General features: G+C 57.0%; 16 protein-coding genes. 10 read left to right on the forward strand and 6 right to left on the reverse strand.

Features of this window, described 5'->3' with window-relative positions:
* Positions 1-58 precede the first annotated feature (58 nt).
* Positions 59-4,324, reverse strand: a complete 4,266-nt coding sequence (locus tag VNX88_07370) for a tetratricopeptide repeat protein (protein HWY68469.1) — start codon at positions 4,322-4,324, stop codon at positions 59-61.
* A 321-nt stretch (positions 4,325-4,645) separates the two neighbouring features.
* Here VNX88_07370 and VNX88_07375 point away from each other — a divergent pair, with 321 nt between their 5' ends.
* The 4 genes from VNX88_07375 to VNX88_07390 are packed head-to-tail and all read left to right on the forward strand — an operon-like array spanning position 4,646 to position 8,927.
* On the forward strand, positions 4,646-6,412 hold the full coding sequence (locus tag VNX88_07375; GenBank protein ID HWY68470.1) for a hypothetical protein: 1,767 nt from the start codon (positions 4,646-4,648) through the stop codon (positions 6,410-6,412).
* Positions 6,412-7,512 carry a hypothetical protein gene (locus tag VNX88_07380; protein ID HWY68471.1) on the forward strand — a complete coding sequence of 367 codons (1,101 nt, stop codon included), beginning with the start codon at positions 6,412-6,414 and terminating at the stop codon, positions 7,510-7,512. The genes VNX88_07375 and VNX88_07380 overlap by 1 nt, the downstream gene beginning before the upstream one ends.
* Positions 7,513-7,524: 12 nt before the next feature.
* Positions 7,525-8,385, forward strand: coding sequence for a hypothetical protein (locus tag VNX88_07385; protein HWY68472.1), 861 nt, complete (start codon positions 7,525-7,527; stop codon positions 8,383-8,385).
* The gene (locus tag VNX88_07390; GenBank protein HWY68473.1) at positions 8,382-8,927 is read left to right on the forward strand and encodes a hypothetical protein; all 546 of its coding nucleotides are present in this window, start codon (positions 8,382-8,384) and stop codon (positions 8,925-8,927) included. The genes VNX88_07385 and VNX88_07390 overlap by 4 nt, the downstream gene beginning before the upstream one ends.
* Positions 8,928-8,968: 41 nt before the next feature.
* Here the strand turns inward: VNX88_07390 and prmC are convergent, their stop codons facing one another.
* The 3 genes from prmC to VNX88_07405 form a co-directional block, all read right to left on the reverse strand.
* Positions 8,969-9,841, reverse strand: a complete 873-nt coding sequence (prmC, locus tag VNX88_07395) for a peptide chain release factor N(5)-glutamine methyltransferase (GenBank protein ID HWY68474.1) — start codon at positions 9,839-9,841, stop codon at positions 8,969-8,971.
* A gap of 10 nt (positions 9,842-9,851) precedes the next feature.
* Positions 9,852-10,928 (reverse strand): peptide chain release factor 1, encoded by a 1,077-nt coding sequence (prfA, locus tag VNX88_07400; GenBank protein HWY68475.1) that lies wholly within the window; start codon positions 10,926-10,928, stop codon positions 9,852-9,854.
* Between the two features lie 117 nt (positions 10,929-11,045).
* Positions 11,046-12,044, reverse strand: a complete 999-nt coding sequence (locus tag VNX88_07405) for a DUF1385 domain-containing protein (protein ID HWY68476.1) — start codon at positions 12,042-12,044, stop codon at positions 11,046-11,048.
* 140 nt (positions 12,045-12,184) lie between these two features.
* Between VNX88_07405 and VNX88_07410 the strand changes: the two genes are divergently transcribed.
* Entirely contained in the window at positions 12,185-12,586 is a 402-nt protein-coding gene (locus VNX88_07410; GenBank protein ID HWY68477.1) for a hypothetical protein, read from the forward strand.
* A 68-nt stretch (positions 12,587-12,654) separates the two neighbouring features.
* Here VNX88_07410 and VNX88_07415 read toward each other — a convergent pair whose 3' ends face one another.
* Positions 12,655-13,080 (reverse strand): GIY-YIG nuclease family protein, encoded by a 426-nt coding sequence (locus tag VNX88_07415; protein ID HWY68478.1) that lies wholly within the window; start codon positions 13,078-13,080, stop codon positions 12,655-12,657.
* Positions 13,081-13,204: 124 nt separating this feature from the next.
* Here VNX88_07415 and VNX88_07420 point away from each other — a divergent pair, with 124 nt between their 5' ends.
* A complete protein-coding gene (locus VNX88_07420; protein HWY68479.1) occupies positions 13,205-14,962 on the forward strand; it encodes an ATP-dependent DNA ligase in 1,758 nt (585 codons plus the stop codon).
* A gap of 409 nt (positions 14,963-15,371) precedes the next feature.
* On the opposite strand, the gene rpmB is transcribed toward VNX88_07420, so the two are convergent.
* Positions 15,372-15,560 (reverse strand): 50S ribosomal protein L28, encoded by a 189-nt coding sequence (gene rpmB, locus VNX88_07425; GenBank protein ID HWY68480.1) that lies wholly within the window; start codon positions 15,558-15,560, stop codon positions 15,372-15,374.
* A 450-nt stretch (positions 15,561-16,010) separates the two neighbouring features.
* Between rpmB and VNX88_07430 the strand changes: the two genes are divergently transcribed.
* From VNX88_07430 to rlmD, 4 genes are all read left to right on the forward strand, one after another.
* Complete coding sequence (locus VNX88_07430; GenBank protein ID HWY68481.1) at positions 16,011-16,835, forward strand: biotin--[acetyl-CoA-carboxylase] ligase; 825 nt, start codon at positions 16,011-16,013, stop codon at positions 16,833-16,835.
* 262 nt (positions 16,836-17,097) lie between these two features.
* The gene (locus VNX88_07435; protein ID HWY68482.1) at positions 17,098-17,946 is read left to right on the forward strand and encodes a type III pantothenate kinase; all 849 of its coding nucleotides are present in this window, start codon (positions 17,098-17,100) and stop codon (positions 17,944-17,946) included.
* A 125-nt stretch (positions 17,947-18,071) separates the two neighbouring features.
* The gene (locus tag VNX88_07440; protein ID HWY68483.1) at positions 18,072-18,767 is read left to right on the forward strand and encodes a hypothetical protein; all 696 of its coding nucleotides are present in this window, start codon (positions 18,072-18,074) and stop codon (positions 18,765-18,767) included.
* Positions 18,768-18,772: 5 nt separating this feature from the next.
* Positions 18,773-20,071: a 23S rRNA (uracil(1939)-C(5))-methyltransferase RlmD gene (rlmD, locus tag VNX88_07445; protein ID HWY68484.1), complete on the forward strand. Its 1,299-nt coding sequence runs from the start codon at positions 18,773-18,775 to the stop codon at positions 20,069-20,071.
* Positions 20,072-20,308: the final 237 nt, after the last annotated feature.

The raw sequence follows: 20,308 nt of genomic DNA on the forward strand, positions 1-20,308 counted from the left end.
ACGGATTGAAGCGAAACCGGTGACGTCAAACTAATTATCATTCAGGGGCCTTCTGGCCTTAAAAAAGCGTCAGGCGAACTACAGGAACAATCTCCGTCTGTCCGTGACCAGCCAAGTTAAAGAAATTCTGTTGTTGGATGCCGACAGAGAACCGAATTGGGTACTCGACGGCAAATTCACCTAGTCCATCACGCTGGTTCTGGCGTAAGGGCCTGAGGTAAGAGATGTAGATTCCGCTCTGCACGTTGTCATATGCGTGTAACAAGGGGTCTTTTCCGCGACCTGACTGCCAGGCGAAATTCCCGTTGACAGTCCATCTTTCCGTAGGGCGGTACTCAAAGGTACCGGCAGGCATAAATACTTGAGCGCGTGCGAATTGCGGAGCCTGCACTTTCCACGAACGGATCATCTCGACCATCGGTGTGACGGTAAGTTTCTGACCGAACTTACGCTGGAAGCCAATGTACGAAGATGTTGTGAACCATTCGCTCACGATGGGGCTAAATTGCAGATCGCGTACGGTGTAGCCGGTAACGAGCGCGTTCTTGCCCCACGGACGACCAACGGTGAAGTCAATACGCGCACCCTTCTCACCAGAGCTGAGATTCTGGAGCGTGAATGGGCCTGACTCGTGGTACGCCTGTCCTCGAATCGTGAGCGCGTTGAACAGCGGACTGCTGGACAGAAACACGAACTGTCGAAAGAGATTCTGGTTCACGTCAAACTTCGAGAGTTCATTGGAATCGCGGCGAACCGTAAATTGCAGTCCGGTATTGAACTCGAATCTCGCACTACCGACTCGCAAGACAGGACTGATTCCGCCGTTAAAGTTGTAGTTGTTGGTACTGGTTTCGACTATCCGCGAGGCAAACGGTAGCGAGTAGTTGCCAGAGTAGTGATCGAGCTGGAAGAAGCCGCTCACAACCGGCGCTCCTTCCGTATGGTAGCGATAGCCTTGGGTGAATTGCGTCTCAACCAGGCGGCGGCCGCTCGGAAGCTGGGCACTGTTTCCACTCAGTCCGAAGATCTTAGCGTCCGTTACGTAAATCGTCGCGTCATCGAACACAGGAGCCACAGAAAAATCCGAGAGCACGCTCATCTTGCTGTTGACCGGGATTCCCTGCTCGCCGGCTGCCTCATGCAGGCTTCGCTGGACTTCAAGGTTTTCGTTTTCCGGTGCGAGCGCATTCGCACGCGCGAACGCATTTACTGCGTTCGGCATGTCATGTCGCATGCGATAGATCGCACCTTCGGCCAGCATGTAGTCGTAGTTGTCGACGTACTGATCGCGGCTCCCAAGACTGGCGAGGTATTGTTCAGCCTGACGATCATCTCCTTGCGCCAAGGCGACATTGGCCATGCCGATAGCGACTTGCTCCTCGGCGGCCCCGGACTCTTTCGCTCGTTCATACAGTTTCTGTGCGAGGTCGAAGTCGTTCATCGACAAGAAGATGTTTCCGGCAGCGACGAGATCGTCTGCGGTCGCAGGAGTAGCTTCGCCCACTCTCGCTTCGGTGAATCCAAGCGACACTTGCTGTCGAGCGTCGTCAAACTTGTGCTGATTCGCAAACAGGCGTGCAAAAGCCAGTCGGGTTTGCACACGATTTGCGTCCGGAGCATCGAGTGCACGCGTGAAGCGCTGCTGCGCCGCATCTGTCTCACCGAGCAGCAGGAGAGCGTCGCCAGTCGCAAGCAACACGGCTCCCTGGTCGGAACCTTGCTCTTCGGCGAACTTCACGTCTTGCAGAGTCTCAGCCCGCATCTTGAGTTGAGCCTCAGCATGGGCGCGCTGCGCGTAGAGGAACGGGTCGTCTGGCTGTTCGCGGATGGCTATGGTTAACTGATCGATCGTAGGACGATACTTGTGCTGGTAGTACAACGTGTCGGCGAGAGCGATGTGCAACGCAACATCGCTCGGAGCAAGCGCGATGGCCGCCCGATACTCGGTCTCGGCCTTTTGCAGCTGGCGAAGCTGGCGATAGGCAGTCGCCTTCGCTTCGTGAATCGGCGCCAATTTTCCGAGAAGCTTTTCAGCCTGCGTTGCCTGCTCCAGGGCAGCGCGGGAGCGATGTAGCTCGAGGTTCGAAAACGCCGCTCCTAAGTGAGCGCTGCCGTTGTTCGGCTGCAACTTCAGGGCTTGATCAAAGTCTGCGATCGCTGCCTCTGCATCCTGGAGATCGTTCAACACGTACCCGCGATTCACATAGGCTTCTGTCATCTTCGGATCGCGTTGCAGCGCGCGACCATAGTCATCGACCGCTTTGTCGAGCAAGCCTTGCTGTTTGTGGACGTGTCCCTCGAGCAGCGGGAAGTTTGATTCCTTCGGCAATATGACCTGGTAGCGCGACGTTAGCGCGAGGGTATCGTCATAGCGACCCAGGTTGTAGAGCGAGTAGGCAAGATAGACGGCGCCATCGAGATCGGTTGGGCGCTGCGCCAGCACTTTGTATCCGAACTGCGCCGATTCCCGATACTTGCCTTCGAAAAATACAACGCGCTCCCATTCGCGCTGGATACGAGGATCGTCCATCATCGCCGGAGTGCTGCGATGGACCCAAGCTGTTGCCAGCGGAAACTTATGATTCTGAATTGCGGCGTTGGAGCCGCCAGCGATGATCGCGGCATTCTGCGGCGCTAGCTTGTAACCCTGCTCATAGGCATTCTGCGCCTCATCCAGGCGATCGAGCGATGTGTACATATCACCCAGGGCAAGATAAGGCACGTAATCGTCGGGATAGAGCTTTGCCATCTCATGGAAGTACTGCTCCGCTTGCGGAATCTTCCCAGAGTCGCGCATGAGATATCCGAGGCTCTCATAGGCATAACGATTCCTAGGATCGTGCTTGAGCACAGCCAGATAGACCTGCTCGGACTCGGCCTTCTTTTGCATGATCCACAGCAGGTTGGCGTACTGAAGCTCGATATTGGAGTTATTCGGATCAAGCTTCATCGCCTCCAGCAGATCCTTTTCGGCGGCGTTGTAATCATTACCGCCGATCGCAATCGAAGCTCGCACGCGCAAGAACTCGGCTCGTTGTGGTCCCTCAACTTGAATCTTGTTGATCTCCTGTTCGGCTAAGGCGATCTGTTGTTGCGCCGCCGCGCGGTTCCCGAGTCCTTTGTAAGTCTCCGACAGATTCAGTCGAAGTTCGATCGGAAACATTTGACCTTCGGGCACGTCCTCAGGCATATGCGCCAACGCAGCTTCATATTCAGTGGCCGCGACAGCATCTTTGTTCTGCATCTTCGCGAAGCCCGCGCGAACCGCGTGTAAACGGTAATGATTGGAATCGATGGTTGCCGCGCGGTCGATGAACTGCTGCGTCTGTGCGGAATCGTTCAGTCGCATCCAGGCTTGGGCAGCGCTCAATTGCGCGTTGATGTTCTTGGAATCGGCGTTGGCGTAACGGGTGTACGTATCCGCTGCCTCCTGCTTCATGCCCGCAAGCTCGTATGTATATCCCAGATCAGCCAGTAGATCAGGCTTCTGGGAGGGGGCGCTCTTCAGTGTGGCGATAGCTCCTTGATAGTCGTGCGACTCGCGCTGGAAATTTGCTACTGCACGGAAGATGTCGATGTTATTCGGATCCCGCCGCCGGGCCAGGTCGAGCAACTGCTTGGCTCGCGCCGTGTCCTTTAGCTTCATGTAGCCAATCGCCATCAATAATTCGGAGTGCGCGGAAGGCTTGATCTGCTCGGCATGCTGCAGGATCTGAATCGCCTGCTGAATGTCGCCGCTCTGCATGAAGAGCTCGCCCGCCATCATCTGATCGTCGACGCGGTTGGGATATTTCGCGATCACATCAAGCAACATGCGCTTGGCATCATTGACGCGCCCCATGCGGAAATATGTCTGTGCAAGTCCGGAGAGTCCCTCGGCAGCTCCGGGTGAAATCTGCAGTCCACGTTTGTAAGCATTCTCCGAGTCAGAAAGATGTCCGGATAGACGCGCAGCGTATCCCAGCGTGAACCAGCGCCCCTGATCACCGGGCGCCATCTCTACCGCGCGTTTTGCGTGAGCGTACGCAGCTGCGGCATTGTTATGGCGAAGGGCATCGTCCGCAGCACGCTGCTCCCGCTGTACGGCAATACTTTCGCCAAAGGTGCCGATACCAGACTCCTCTTGTTGTTGCGGGCGTTGGGCGGCACTTTTGCCAGCTTTCTTCCCCGCTGCCTGCGGTTGCGATTGCGGCTGGCTTTGCTGACCGCCAATTTCAAACGTCTGGGCCGACACGGAAGCGGCGAGGGCGAGAACCAGAAACAGAGTTCTTGGGAACATGGGAGTGGGCGCGAATATGTGATCTATGTAACTGCTCTTCATCATCTCTGCTTGGTGGAAGCGCTTGGCTATATGGGGACCGGTGAGCAGACCTGCGTAGTTCGAGCAGCAGCTCTGCCACAAGAGAGGTTGGATGCGAGGAGAGTCTCTAAGAGTTAGCAGCTAAGGTGAAAAAGCCGCACTCAGCACTTAGCAGCCAGCATTCAGTCGATTAGCAACGCGAGACTGACCTGGTAGCTCGACCAGAACGCTGACCGGCTGAATGCTGAGTGCCGAATGCTGAGCGCTTCCCACCAGAGCTGCCGGAAAACCCAAGCTGCGGAATCGGAATCCAAACCGCCTGTAAGCACTCTCTGGAGGCGTGTGTTGCTTTTAAGTTCCAGCCCTTTTCCTGCTACCGCCAAACGTCTGCCAGTGTTCGGATGGCTGTTTCTGCTTGCGCTCGCTGCCCATGCCCCGCTGCTGTTGTTTCAACTGCAGGCGGGTGCCTTCGACGCGAATACCCACATGTTCTTCGCCGACCACTATGCTCATCACTGGTTCAACCCATGGAATGAGAAGTGGTTCGCGGGCTTTTCGCAGACTACCTATCCTCCACTGGTGCATCAGCTAATCGCCCTGTTCTCTCACATCGTCGGTCTGAATTTTGCATACACGATCGTGCAGATGCTGATCATCCTTCTGTTGCCAATCGGTGTGTATCGCTATGCGCGACTGTGGGTGAATGAACGGGCAGCTCTCTATGCCGCCATCGGCAGTATCTTTTTGGGATCGGTCGCGCAGATGGTGTACCAAAGCGGGCAGATCAACACCACCTTCGCCTCCGTAATGTTGTTGAACTCGCTTCCATTTTTCTACGTGTGGATTCGCGAGGGAAGCATGCTCGCCTTCTGGAAGGGCTTGGCGATCTTCCTGGTAGGTTCCGCTGGCCACCACGTCAGCATGATCTTCGCTACTCCTTTCTTCGCCTTGCCGATTATCTGGCTGGCATTTATCGACCATCGCGAAGATAGGGCCGATGCCACCTTGGGTAGAGTTGCGGTGCGGACAGCGATATTCGCAGGCCTCGCGATTTTAGGCGTGCTCATCGTCTTGATGCCTTACTGGGTTCAGCTCTATCACAATCCCATCAAGCAGGCCCCGATCTATCACGAAAGCCGCGCTAACTACATCCTCGAACCCACTCTCGGAATCAACTTCTGGGTTGTTCCGATGGGCGCGCTGATATTGGCTATCCCGTTCATTTTCTGGCGCGGAGTAACTGACAGGCGCTTGCGTCCATTGTTCTTTGGCTGGTGGTTGGTCGCAATGGTGGGCCTTGGCGGGACAACTCCTATCCCAAAGATCCTTTTTGGAACTCGCATCTGGGAGGTTCTGACTTACGAGCGCTTCACCTATTGGGCTACGCTGATGGCGCTTCCATTCGCTGGATTGATTGCGGAGTGGCTGATCGACCGCTTCCGCGGCAAGGCCGTCGCCGGACTGGCGCTCGCTTCCGTTCTCTCTGGAGCCGCGGCATTGGCGTGGCTGCATGCCAATCCAATCCAGGCGAGCAGCTTCAGCATCGACGAAGTCGTGACCTTCCTTAATCGCGATGATCACGCGAAGTTCCGATACATCACTCTTGGATTCGGGAGTCAGCTCGCGCGCGTCGGCATTCTCGCGAATGCCAGTTCAGTGGACGGCGACTACAACTCGGCGCGTCTGCTGCCGGAGTTGATGGCGGGCGGATCGGCTCAGCTCACGAATGCAAAATACTTCCGCAGCGGCATGGAAGCCTTGCGCTCGATGCTGAAGCACGCCGACCACTATGGTCTGAAATATATTTTTGTGCGCGATCGTTACTACGAGCCGCTGTTGGCATTTGGTGGATGGCGGCCCGCCGAAGTCTATGACAACGGCAACGTAACTTTGTGGGCGAAGGAAGGCGTCCCGCCGGCACACAAGATCACTCCGCCTCCGGGAGCGGTGCCGACCGAGTTCGAAAGCCTGCTTTGGGGAACGCTCCCCATGGCTACCGTGGTGTTCGCCTTGGCACTCCTGATCCTGTTCCCCGAGCGTCGTCGCCGGGCTGAGACCATTGACTTTCCCGCCTCCGCTACTCCGGAGCCGGTTCTTCGGGAGGCCCAATAATGAGTCGTGTTCTTGCCATCATCATGGCCGTCATCACTGGCGTGTTAATCGCCGCCGGCGTGGCGCCTACACGAGAGAAAGAAAAAACCACGTCTCCCGAAGGAACAGTGAGAGCGTTCTACGATCGCGTGAAGGCCGATGACTACCGAGGCGCCTATGCGCTGATCGCGCCATCGAGCAACGTTGACTTCGCCAGCGTGCGGCATGACATCGCCGGCCGCGACGGAAGTCTGAAGACCTTGTCCCAATTGCAGAACGCCGACGCCAGAGTGATCGCGCATCACGGCAATGAAGCCCTGGTACGCGCCAATCTGGAGTGGAAAACCGCCGTCGGCGCGTTGTATGAAAACAAGGATCTCAAGCTGGTCAGCGACAACGGCAACTGGCAGATCGTCTGGCCAAAGCGACGCGAGCAGAACCTGCCTCCGCAGGTGATCCCGGTGAACTACCTGCGCTGGGACATCATCCACAGCGATTCGGAAGAAAACGAGTGGGGTGCGCAGAACGTCGAGAGCCCACACGTGCGCATCACGTCCATGAACGCAGTCGAAAGCGAAGGCAAGGTCATCATTTTGGGAGAGCTGGTCAACGAAGATACCGTTCCCGGTTACGTGGATGTCCAGGGAATCCTGATCGGCAAAGATGGCGAGCAGCTCGGAGAAGAAACGAGCTTCGACAAGATCTCACACGTGCTCCTGCCCAAGGAAGTAACGCCGTTCCGCATCGACTTCGACGGTGTCCATCTCACCCAGGTGAAGAAGGTCACGCTGAATCCGACCTCCGTGCTGGTGCCCGCGTCGGCGGATCCGGTCATCGGCGTACTCCATCAGCAGCTCGACAAGACCGATTCGGGACACACTGTGCTCAAGGGCGAGCTGATGAATCAGAGCGGACAGCTCGTGAACATTCCTCAGGTTCTGGCCACGTACTACGACAACGCCGGCAAAGTGATCTGGATCTCCGATGGCTACGTCGATCAGGCGTTGCGTCCGCAGATTGCAGTGCCGTTTGCTGTGAGCGTGAACGACGACATCGCCCCCAAGGTTCACAGCTATCGGGTGGTCGTGAACCACTACGTCATGGATCGCTCAGCCGGCTAGGACATGCAGACGATGCGCCTCAACTTCATAATTTGCGTAGTTGCCTGCTTCGCGGCCTCCGCCTTTGCTGCTGATGTCCGACTTCCAGACAAAGCAGTTGCCGGCCAGGGCATTTCGATCGCCACTTCAGGAAGCGGCGATGCGACGCTCTACGTCGTTGGGCCAGGAACGGCGATCAAGCGACAAATAAAGCTCGGCGAAGAGATTCAGCTTAAGGGAGAAGAGTTACGCAACGCAGGCTATTACCAGATCGCCATCAAAGGCGGCGACGCGGATATCAGTAAGGATCTATACCTCGCGCCCGGTGCTGCGGAGAAAGTCAACTTTCTCGCTCGACCCTCGCGTGTTCCCGTAGGGCAGCCCAAAGTAATCGCGGGCACGGCATTCGTCTTCGATCAGTATGAGAACCTTGTCGTAGCTCCCACGCCGGTGACATTCGAATTGTCGGTTCCAGGCGCCGCGCCCAAAGTGGAGCGCACAACGACGAAGAATGGCGTTGCCTATCTCCAGACCGGATCGGGAACAAAAGCAGGGCCGGGGCAATTCGTGGTGAAGGTCGGCGACAACTCCGTTCGACGCGTGGTCGAGGAGACGGCTTCCGAGCCCTGCAACCTGCACTTCAAGGTGCACAAAGAAAAAGACGGCCTGATCGCCGAAACCGATCCAGTGCGCGACTGCTCGGGTAACGCAGTTCCCGACGGCACTATCGTGACATTCATCTCTGCCGAACCTGGCAAGGGTCGCTCGACCGTTGATGCTCGCGTGAAGAAGGGAATCGCCCGGGCAGTGCTGCCCCCGGTTCCCGGAGCGACTATCTCAGTTGCCTCCGGTGTCGTTTTGGGAAATGAAGTTCGCTGGGGAGGTGGCGAATGAGACAGAACTCTGAAAACACAGTGCGTCTGCTTGTGGTTGCCGTTGCCTTCGCCCTGATACTCAGCGGCGCACTGCCCCTGATATCGAAAGTACTGGCAGCCGGTGAAACGGTTCAGGTGAGGCTCGACGCATCGCAGATCCAGCCGCGTCCGCTCGAACAGCTGACTGGGCAGTCGATCACGAAGACATATTCGAACGCCTGGAAGAACATGGAAACGGCGCTCGCTGAAAATCGTCCAGACCTGATCGATGAAAGCTTCGTCGGCTACGCGCATGACAAGCTAGTGTCTCAGGTGCAGGAGCAAAAGAAGATTGGACTCGCCACACGATACGTCGATCACGGACACCAGGTATCCGCGACGTTCTACTCGCCCGAAGGCTCAGCCGTGCAATTGCAAGATACGGCGCAACTCGAAATCCAACTGCTGGATGGCGGCAAGGTTGTGAGTTCCCAGAATGTCACGCGCAAGTACATCGCCGTCGTGACGGTAGTTGAAGACAGTTGGAAGGTCCGCATATTGGACGGCGTGCCGGCGTTCTAGCCCGTCCCATCAGCATGGTAGAGACGCAGCATGCTGCGTCTCTACTGTTTGCGATACCTAAGTTCTTTAGCTCTTTGCCCGATTACCACGCGCGGTATCCCTTGTAAGTCCGGCACTGCTCGAACTTCGTCCCATTCCTTCAACAAATTCCGAATGGCCTGCTCCTGCGTGTAACCAATTTCCATTACTAGCCACCCGCCGGGTTTTAGCACCTGAGCAGCCTGCGGAATCAGACGGCGATAAATATCGAGTCCCTCTTTGCCACCACCGAAGAGCGCCTGATGCGGCTCATGCTCACGAACTTCCACCTGTAACTTGTCGGCCTCGGACTCGCCGACGTACGGCGGATTCGACACGACCATATCGAATGTTGGCGAGCCGTCCAGGTACTTTCCCAACAAGTCGCTTTTCGAGAACTCTATTCGATTGGCAAAGTCGAGGCGCGCCGCATTGCTACGCGCAACGTTCAGCGCTTCATCCGAAATATCCACCGCTTCGATTCTTGCTTCCGGCAATTCAGATGCGAGCGCGACAGCAATACACCCTGAGCCTGTGCCAACGTCGATTACGCGCGGAGATTTCATTCCGCGCAGCCTTTCCAGCGCTGCTTCGACGGCATGTTCCGTTTCGGGCCGAGGGATCAACACCGCAGGGGTCACCAGAAGATCGATCCCCCAAAACTCCTGATGCCCTGTGATGTACTGAAGCGGCTCCCCGGCGCAGCGTCGCTGCAGCGCCTCGTCATAGCGATTCAGCTCAGTGCAGGAGAGTTCCAGTTCGGGATGAGCGTAGAGGTACGCCTTGTCGCGTCCAAGCACGTGCATCATCAACGTCTCGGCGTCGAGACGAGCGTCTCCGCGAACGTTTTTCTGCAGCCGCTCAGTACCTTCTCTGATTGCGAGATCGAGCCGCAAGGCCCTTCCCCTAAACCGCCACCGTTTCCTGCTTAAGCTTCTCGGCCTGGAAGTGCGCGACCAGTGCATCGATCAAGGGCTGGAGCTTGCCGTCCATCACTTCCGGCAACTGATGGATCGTCAGACCAATGCGATGGTCGGTGACACGGTTCTGCGGAAAGTTGTAGGTGCGAATCTTCTCGCTGCGGTCGCCGCTGCCTACCTGCGTCTTGCGCTCCTTCGCAAGCTCGGCCTGCTGCCGTTCCAATTCGACCTCGTAGAGACGGGAACGAAGAACGCGCATCGCCTTCTCCCGGTTCTTGATCTGTGACTTTTCGTCCTGACAACTCACAACCGTGTTGGTTGGAATGTGCGTGATACGAACCGCGGAGTAGGTGGTATTCACCGATTGTCCACCTGGGCCGGACGAGCAAAAAGTGTCGATGCGAATGTCCTTCGCTTCGATCTTGATGTCGACATCTTCAGCTTCAGGCAGCACGGCGACGGTTATCGCCGATGTATGAACGCGTCCCTGCTGTTCCGTCTCGGGAACACGCTGTACGCGATGGACGCCGCTCTCGTACTTGAGCTTGGAGTATGCGCCGCGGCCCTCGATCATCGCGATGACTTCTTTCAGGCCTCCAACGCCAGATTCGGAAGTCGACAGTACTTCCACTTTCCAGCGCTGCGACTCCGCATAGCGCGAGTACATACGGAACATCTCCGCGGCGAATAAAGACGATTCATCACCGCCAGTGCCGGCGCGGATCTCGAGGATTACGTTGCGCTCGTCATTCGGATCCTTGGGCAGCAACAGAACCTTAAGGTCGGCCTCGGTTTGATCCAGGCGGGTCTGCAATGTAGCCAGCTCTTCTTCAGCCATCGCCTTCAGGTCAGCGTCGTGCTCCTCAAGCAGCATCGTCTTCGTGTCGGCAATGCCGCGCTTCAGGTCTTTGTACTCACGATAACGTTCGACGATGGGCGTAAGTTCGCTGTGCGCCTTCGCTGTCTTCTGATAGCGGGACGAGTCGCTGACGATGTCGGGCGCAGCGAGCGCCTCGTTCAGTTCCTGATACTTGGTTTCGATCCGGTCAAGTCGTTCAAACATGGTGAAGTCCAATCATTCTCGCAGAGACGCAGCATGCTGCGTCTCTGCCATGCCGCGTGAAAAGTCTGTAGTTGTCAGAGAGAGTAGAGGAGCAAATAAAGTGAGCGGCGGGAGCCGCTAGGCAATCACCAGTTCGCCGCCATTTTGCTTTTCCAGTTCGAGGGCGCGATCCAGAGCGTGAATAGCACAAGCGACCTGGTCATCAGAGGGAGCCTGCGTCGTAATCCGCTGCAACCACAATCCCGGCTTTGTCAGGAGAGCGAACAGTGAATTGCGCTTCCTCGCGGCATAGCGAATCAATTCGTAGGAGATACCCGCAATGAACGGAAGGGCAGCAATGCGCAACGCGAACTTGCCCCAGAAAGTATCAATCGGAAACAGGCTGTAAACCACGATGCAGATGAGCATCACTGTCATTAGGAAACTGGTTCCGCAGCGCGGGTGCCAGGTAACAAAGCTCTGCGCTCGGGGTACGTCGACCGGTTCGCCAGTCTCGAAGGCGAAAACCGTCTTGTGCTCGGCTCCGTGATACTCGTAAACCCGATGGAAGTCTCGCGCGCGCCCGATGCCCCATACGAACAGCAGGAACAGCCCAATGCGGATGAGACCGTCGACAAGGTTGAACAACACACGATTATCTAGCGCGGGGAAGGAATGTTTAAGGCCCGTAGCAGCCAACAGAGGCAGGAATTTGTAGACAACGATGAAGAATCCGAGCGAGAGGATTATGTTTGCGGTTGCAACCCAACCGCTGATCTCAAGCTTGTCCTCAGGCTTCGCATCCTTGCCACCTGTCATCTCCTCGAGCGCAACATTGGCAGAAAACTTTAGAGCTCTGAAGCCAAGCATCATGGCATAGCCCAGTGTCACAACCCCGCGAATCACCGGCCATCCCATCCACTTCCGCTTGTCCGAGGGACGCTCCAAGACGTCGGAGTGCGACACCATCTCTCCCGACTGCTTGCGAACAGCAATCCCCCAGGCATGAGGCGTACGCATCATGACTCCCTCAAGCACAGCTTGCCCTCCAACGAGCGTGGTTTCCTCACCACTCTCGAGTGCGGGAAGAAGCTGCGTTGCCGCCAGCAAGCGGAGATATTGTTTCCAGTAAGTCATAGAGCGTAATAGGGGTAACCAAGTATGGTTACCACACTGGCCCCTCCATTGCATTATACGTTAGGCATCCAGAACTGCCGGGATTATCGTACTGAGTCTGGCCCCGAAGGTTCCCCAGGATTTCGGATCTGCCCTTTCTGATGACCAAGTTACCCGAGAAGATTCACACTGCCACCCTCGACCTCCGCCAGCTTCAGCAGGAAATTCAATCTCCTCTTCCGGCATCCGGACCGCGTCTGGCCGAGCTCGACACCGCTGCCTTGAAAGAGTTCAAAGCCGTAATCGACTACGTTCGCCAACTTCTCTGGACTTACATTCAAGCCGACGACCTGAAGCGCGGAAAGGATGTCGACGAAGAAGTTCGGAGCATGCGCCTTAAGCGCGTGACCGAGATGCTGCACACGATTCAGCAGGAAACGAAAGTCAGACAGCTCACGCCTAACTCTGCAACAGTTTCCTTTCTGAACGCCGTACAGGAAATCGCCGACGCCGCCTTCAAGAAACACAAGTCTTCCGAACAGGACGAAGAGAAAGCCAGTTAGCCGCCCATCTTTGCGTCGTGCAGTCCGAACAACCCTAACGTCCAGCAGTCCGAACACCCTAAAACTTGTCATCCTGAGCCCTGCTTTTGGGCGAAGGACCTTGCGGTTGGTGTTGCCGTTGCGGTTGGTGTTGCTGTTGCCTTTCCGCCTTCTGCTCGCACAATCCGACCATCGAGCTGGAACACAAGCCCATACTTCTTCTCCCACTCGGAGATCAAATCGCGCCACTGCGGATTCATCGAGGCCACTAACGCGTTCTTCTTTGCCCTCGTCCATCCTTTGATCTGTTTTTCGCGAGCGATTGCTGCGCGGACGTCGGCAAACTCTTCGTAGTACACCAACCGGAAGGCCCGATATTGCGCGGTGAAGTTCTTCGGATTTTCCGCGCGTCGATGTTCGAGAACGCGCGTAGTAAGAGCGTTCGTTATGCCCGTGTACAAGGCGCGCCGCGAGCTGCTATTGAGCATGTACACAAAATACCTGTAGTCATGCATTGCTGCACTCCTAAACAAAATCAACAACAACACCAAAACCAACACCAACCGCAGGGTCCTTCGCCCAAAGGCGGGGCTCAGGATGACACATTTTTGAGCGACGCGGCGAACCAATCCACACTTAATGTCCTTCGCAGTTTCCCCTGCTACCATCGCTTCCATGCTGCGCTTTGCCCAGCTCTGCGAAGCGGTGGCCAAGACCACAAAGAAGCTGGAAAAACGCAAGCTGGTCGCCGAATACTTCCGCGCACAGCCTGAGCAGACTGCCTCCCAAGCGGCGATCTTTCTCTCCGGTGACATCTATCCCGCGTTCTCAGAACAAACTCTGAACGTTGGAGGATCGACGGTCTGGCGAGCAGTGCAGCAACTCACCGGGCGCTCCGACGAGGAGATGTCGCAAGCCTATCGCCGCCACGGCGACGTTGGAGCCGCCGCGTACGAGCTTTGGCCACCAGAGTTCACGGGATCTGTCCTCACGCTTCCCGATTTGGCAAAGCTCTTCGATGACATCGCCACCGCGCGCGGTCCCACGGCAAAGTTGGAGCAGGTGAGCGCCTTACTGCGGCAATGCTCTGCGCTGGAAGCGAAGTACGCCATCAAGATGATGGTCGGCGACCTGCGCATTGGCATGCGCGAGAGCCTGGTAGAAGAAGCGCTTGCCGCTGCGTACGACAAGTCTGAGTTAGCCGTGCGCGGCGCAAACATGCTGCTCGGAGACATCGGCGAAACACTACGCCTCGCCGCGGAAGACCGTCTCGGAGAAGCGCGGATGCGGCTCTTCCATCCGCTCGGCTTCATGTTGGCTGCCGAGGTGAAGTCGAGCGAAGAAGCCACGTCTTACTTCACGGACGCGCAGATTGAGGATAAGTACGACGGCATTAGGGCCCAGGTCCACTGCGGTGAAGGACGCGTAAGCATTTTCTCCCGCACGCAAGACGAGATCAGCGAATCGTTTCCTGAACTGATTCCACTGTTCCAAAACAGTCCAGAGGCGCTGGTGCTCGATGGCGAGATTCTCGCCTGGGGACTGGGAGCAGCAAATGCTGGCGGTAGCGCTTTGCCGTTCTCAGCGTTGCAGAGGCGCCTGGGGCGAAAGCGAGTCGGTGACAAGCTGATGCGCGAGGTCCCTGTAGTCTATGTAGCCTTCGACGTTCTCTTCGCGAACAACGAACTTACGATTGATCGTCCCTTGCGCGAACGCTCAGAGATGCTTACCAGGATCGCGCAACAACTGGTAGAGACGCCGCATGCTGCGTCTTCTGTAAGCGGCGCGATGCAATCAAGTCTCTTCGAGGCAGACGAAACAACGGCCACCTTCCCCCGCCTCATCCGCGCACCGATATGTGAAGCGCACACGGCTGACGACATCGATCGAATCTTCATGGAAGCCCGGGCCCGTGGCAACGAAGGCCTCATGATCAAGAACCGCGAGACCCTATACAGCCCGGGCCGCCGCGGCCATGCCTGGCTCAAGATGAAGCGGGAACTCGCAACACTAGACTGCGTAGTAACCGGCGTTGAGTTCGGAAATGGGAAGCGCGCCGGAGTGCTGAGCGACTATACCTTCGCCGTGCGCGGAGAAAACGGAGAACTGATGAACGTAGGCAAGGCTTATTCTGGCTTAACCGACTCCGAAATCGCTGAGATGACACAATGGTTCAAAGCGCACACGCTAACCGACTTCGGCCACTCGCGACTGGTTGAACCAAAAATTGTGCTGGAAGTAGCCTTCAACAACATCATGCGCTCCGACCGCCATGAGAGCGGGTTTGCCCTGCGCTTTCCCCGCATAGTCCGCCTACGGCCAGACAAGCCGCCCGATGAAGCCGATACTGTGAAGCGGGTAGAAGAAATTTATTTGAGCCAGCACCGGGCGGAGTGAATGTTCTCTAAACGAGGACGCCGCGCGCCCTCGCGCGGGTTTCGAATGTTGCCCCGACGATCGGCCAATGATCCGCGAAAATGCAAGGGCCGAAAGCGCCCGAATGCACAAAGTTGAGTCGAGCCCGGAGGGGCTGGGAGCTAAATTCCCCTTTTGATACTGTCATCCCTCGCGCCGCAGCGACATCGTCTTCGCCCCGAAGAATTGGTTTTGCGTCGCGGGGGATCTGCTGTTGTTCGCGATCCCAAGAACAGCAGATCCCCCAGGCCGCCTCTAGCTTGCTGCCACTGTAGGGAACCTTGCTGCAGCCTGAGGGATGACAGTATCTGAGAGTAATTCGCCCAGTGAGAACACAAATCAAAAAGCCTCCGAAAACCGGAGGCTTCGAAAACCAAGAGCCAGCAGGCACCTACGCTTTTTGCACTTTCCCACTCTTCAAGCAGCTTGCGCAGACGCGCAAGCGCCGGTGCGATCCTTGAACGATGGCGCGAACCGAACGCAGGTTTACGTTCCAACGCCGCTTGGTCACGTTATGGGCGTGGCTGATATTGTTTCCAAATTGCGGCCCTTTGCCGCAGACTTCGCATACGCGTGCCATCTTACAAACTCCAGATTCAGCAGACTTTAGCCGAGTCGAGGCCGAAAGTCTCAGGATTTCTTCAGGAAGCCGGCTCCGCCGAAGGCGGACAACGCTCTAGAAGGGTTTGGACGAGGTGTCCAATGCTTGATTGTAAAGGAACGCCCCAGAATTACGCAATTCGGAGACCGCAACCCACGCCGAGATGCGGAGCGCCCGGGCGCCCCTCGCCCGGCGAACGAGGATCTCAAATCTCCCTGCGACGGGCTTCGAAGGACCAATTCCCCGAGACGAGGGCCTTGGGCATCCAGAGATTTCAGGGCGCGATGCACGTGCCGCGTCTCGCGGCACGAGGTCACTGAATCATCAAGAAACTCTGAAATGGGTCTATCCAATAGGCTCGCACCCGGCGGCTTCCGCCGCCGGTACTGCGCTCCCCGCTGAACACTATGAAATACTTAGTCCGCCCAGATGAGCACCGCAACTCCCTACGACCTCGCCGAACTCAACGCTGCGTTGCAAAGCTCACTCTTCTCCGGTCGGCTCCACCACATTCCCGAAACGGGATCGACGAACACGCTCGCAATGCAGGCCGCTACCGCCGGAGTCGGGGAAGGCACGGTTATCTTCGCCGATCAACAAACCGCTGGACGCGGACGCAATGGGCACGACTGGCACTCCGAACCTCGCACAGCGATCCTCGCATCTGTTGTGCTGCGTCCCAAGATTCTCCCGGCGCAATCGCTTTGGCTGTCTCTTATGGCCGGCGTAGCCGTGCACGAGGCCATCCTGCGCACCTGCGGGATCTCCTGCGACCTGCGCTGGCCGAACGATCTGCTGATTGAACGCAAGAAGGTCTGCGGCATCCTCACGGAGATCTCCGCCGACGCCGAGCAGCTCCGCTTTGCCGTGATTGGAATTGGGATCAACGTGAATCAACCATCGTTCCCCGCCGACATCGACGCACTTGCAACATCGCTACAAATCGAAACCGGCAAACAGTGGTCGCGGACCGAGGTGTTGGTTGCATTGCTCAAATCGCTTGGAGCGCAATATCAGACTGCCCTTGCTGCTGGCGGGGAGGAGTCGCTGCTGAGGCGGGTGGAGTCCATCTCCAGCTATGTGCGCGGCAAACGCGTTCACGTGGACGAAGGCGGCGGATACGACGGAGTAACCGACGGCCTCGACGCACGCGGATTCCTCCGCGTTCGCACCGCAGAGAGCATGCGGACAGTATTGTCGGGGGGAGTGAGGGAAAATCGGGTGATCGGGCGATCGGGTGATCGGGTGAAGTAAGCTTGGTTCTCTGCGCACCTTGGGACTACATAGGCTTGGTTTGTTTCTTTACTGTCATCCCGGAACTCTTTCCGGAACTCTTTACTGTCATCCCGAAACGAAGTGAGGGATCTGCTGTTTGCTGCAACGCCAAAACAGCAGATTCCTCGCGCCAAAAGCAGGCGTTTCGGAATGACAGTAAGTAGGGGACGGTTTCTTACTTCACCCGATCACCCGATGGCCCGATCACCCGATCACCCGATTCTTCTGATAGCGTATTCCCATGCTCCTAGTCCTCGACGTCGGCAATACCAACACGGTCCTGGGGCTCTATCGTCCGAGCCAGGAGCAAGCGGGTGTGCCTCCGCGCTTTGATCAGATGGTGGCGAACTGGCGCGTGGGAACGATCCGCACGAATACCGCCGACGAATACGGCGTTCTCTTCCGCAACCTGTTTGCCATGCAGAAGATCGATGCGGCCGACGTGAAGGCCGTAGTCATTTCGTCGGTCGTGCCGCCGCTCGATTCCACGCTGCGCGAAGTGAGCGAGCGCTACTTCCAGACAAAGCCGCTGTTCATCGAGCCTGGTGTCAAGACCGGCATGCCGGTGCTGGTCGATAATCCGGCAGAGGTCGGAGCCGATCGGATCGTGAACGGCGTAGCTGCCTTCGAGCGCTACGGCGGGCCGTGCATCGTCGTCGACTTCGGAACCGCTACAACCTTTGACGTAATCTCCGAACGCGGCGAATATATGGGCGGCGTAATCGCTCCCGGAGTGGGAGTCTCGGCGGAAGCATTGTTCCAGCGCACCGCCCGGCTTCCCAAAGTGGATATCCGCAGGCCCGCTCGCGTAATAGGCACCAACACCGTCGCCCACATTCAGTCGGGATTGTTTTACGGCTACATCGGGCTGACCGATGGCCTAATCGAACGCATCATCGAAGAGATCGGCGGCGGCAAACCTAAGATCGTTTCCACCGGCGGCCTGGCAACACTCATCGCTTCAGGCTCGCGCTATATCGGAATCGTCGACGAAATGCTCACGCTCGACGGCATGCGCATCATCTACGAGCGCAACACCGGAGCAAGGCAGACGAAGAAGGCGCAGGGTGCCGAGAAGCGAGCCATGTGAGGCCTTCTTCCGTTGTCATTCCGAAGCGAAGCGAGGAATCCCTACCGCACCCATGCATTCTCGTGAAAGTAGGGATTCCTCGTTTCGCTTCGGAATGACAATCGGTAACGTGGTCAAATAGCTGCTTGCACAACTACTTCAACTACTTCACAGAAATCGAAGAACACTTCCAGCGCCGGCGAGGCACCCTTCTGCTTCTTTCAACTCTCGACTGGGCCCTGATCGAAACCTGGAAGGAAGCGGGGATTCCGCTTGAAGCGGTGCTTCGCGGCATCGATACTGCATTCGACCATTACGACCGCAAGCCCAGCAAGACTCGCAAGGTGAATAGTCTGGCCTTTTGCTCACAGGAGGTGCTCGCCGCTGCCGAGGAGATGAAAGAAGCTGCTGTCGGAAGTAAACGTGAGAAGGAAGGAGGCGACAGCGGGCTTTCTGCCGAAGAAGTATGCGGCTATCTGACAAAGAATGCGGCGCTGTTTCGTGTCGCCAAATTGGAAGGGATCGCCGGACAAGTGGCGCGCGAGGCCGCAGATTCTCTGCTGAACATCTCCGATGATCTAAAAACGAACGCCTCTCGGCGCCTGCATCTGGAAGATGTTGAGCGCCGGTTAACTGTGTTGGAGGAAAAACTCCAGGCAGCGTTGCTCACATCGACTCCTGAAAAGGAACTGCTTGCCATTCGCAGCGACGCCGACCGGCAAATGGCCGCATATCGGGGAAAGATGAACGCCGCGCAGATCGATCAATTGCACAAGCAGTTCCTGCACAAGCGCTTGCTCGAGCGATATTCGCTTCCTCGCCTCAGCCTGTTCTACATGTGACGCGCGTGGAACTCACCATCGAAAAATTGATTTATGGCGGTGATGGCCTGGCCCGACTTGCGGAAGGCGAGTCGCGTGCGAAGGCGATCTTCGTCCCGTACGTGCTGCCAGGAGAGAAGGTTGAGGCGGAGATTGCAGAGGAGCGTCCCGGATTTGCGCGGGCGCAACTGAAGCAGATTCTGCAGCAGTCGCCGTTGCGCACGACTCCGCCCTGCCCTTACTTCGGCGAGTGTGGCGGCTGCCATTACCAGCACATCAACTACGAAGAACAACTTCGTCTGAAGTCAGAGATCCTGCGCGAAACTCTGCGCCGCACTGCGAAGCTGGAGTTGACGCTTGAGATTCAGACTCATCCGTCCCCACCGCTTCATTACCGCAATCGCACCAGATTTCATCTGCGCAGCCAACCGGGTTTTGCCATCGGGTACTTCCGGCCCGGCTCGCACCAGTTGCTGCCTGTACGCGAATGTCCGATCAGCTCAACGCTCATCAATCGCGCGTTGACAACAATTTGGACTCTCGGCAGCGAAGCACCGGCCGAGATCGCCGAAATCGAACTGTTCGCCAACGCGGAGGACGATGGCTTGATGGTCGAGCTCTACTTGCGTCCGGGCGGTGCCGATCGCAATGCCCTGCTTAAGTTTGCGGGCGCGTTTGCCGCGGCCTTGCCAGAGATTCACGGTGTCGTCAGTTTTGCACGAGCCGAGTCGCGTTCCCGCACGCCGGCGCCGCCCCGGCGCGATGTTCTCTACGGAGAGCCATCGATGAAGTACGAGGCCGCAGGCGAAAGCTATCGGGTAAGCGCTGGAGCATTCTTCCAGACGAACCGATTTCTTGTAGAGCAGATGATTCAATTAGTAGTCGGCGAACGCCGGGCCAAGGTGGCTCTGGATCTCTATTCAGGCGTAGGACTTTTTGCTGTTCCGCTTGCTCGGCGCTTCGAGCGAGTAATCGCAGTCGAGTCATCGCCGTCGTCGGTCGACGATTTACGCGCAAATGCACCCGCAAACGTGAGAGTCTCATCGCAGAGCGTTGAGGCGTATCTCACCAGTGTGGCCGGCACGCTAAAGCCAGACTTGATCGTCGTGGATCCTCCGAGAGCTGGCATGGGGCAAACGATCGCCACGCAGATCGGCAAGCTCAGTCCGCGCGAGATTGTGTATGTCTCCTGTGATCCTGCGACGCTGGCGCGTGACCTGAGGCAGCTCACTTCTGGTGGATGGCAAATCACGGAGATGCACCTGATCGATCTCTTTCCCCAGACGTTTCACATTGAAAGCTGTACGGTATTGCGACGAGGTTAGTTGGGGAACCGATGTGGATAGGGCATCAGACCCGAAAGGGGTCGAAAGAAGCAGAGCCCAGTGGCGTAAGCCCTGGGAAGACGCCGACAAGGAGATGTGAGCCCTGAAAGGGCAACATTCATTCGCGGAGCTGTGGCAATCAGAATCTAGCACCAACATGAATCACCATTCCTCCGGGACTCAAAATTCAAAGAAATATTGTTGGACGCTAACCCTGGGCTTACGCCACAGGTTTCC

This window comes from Terriglobales bacterium (assembly GCA_035567895.1).
In the GTDB taxonomy this organism is placed as follows: Bacteria; Acidobacteriota; Terriglobia; order Terriglobales; family Acidobacteriaceae; genus Gp1-AA112.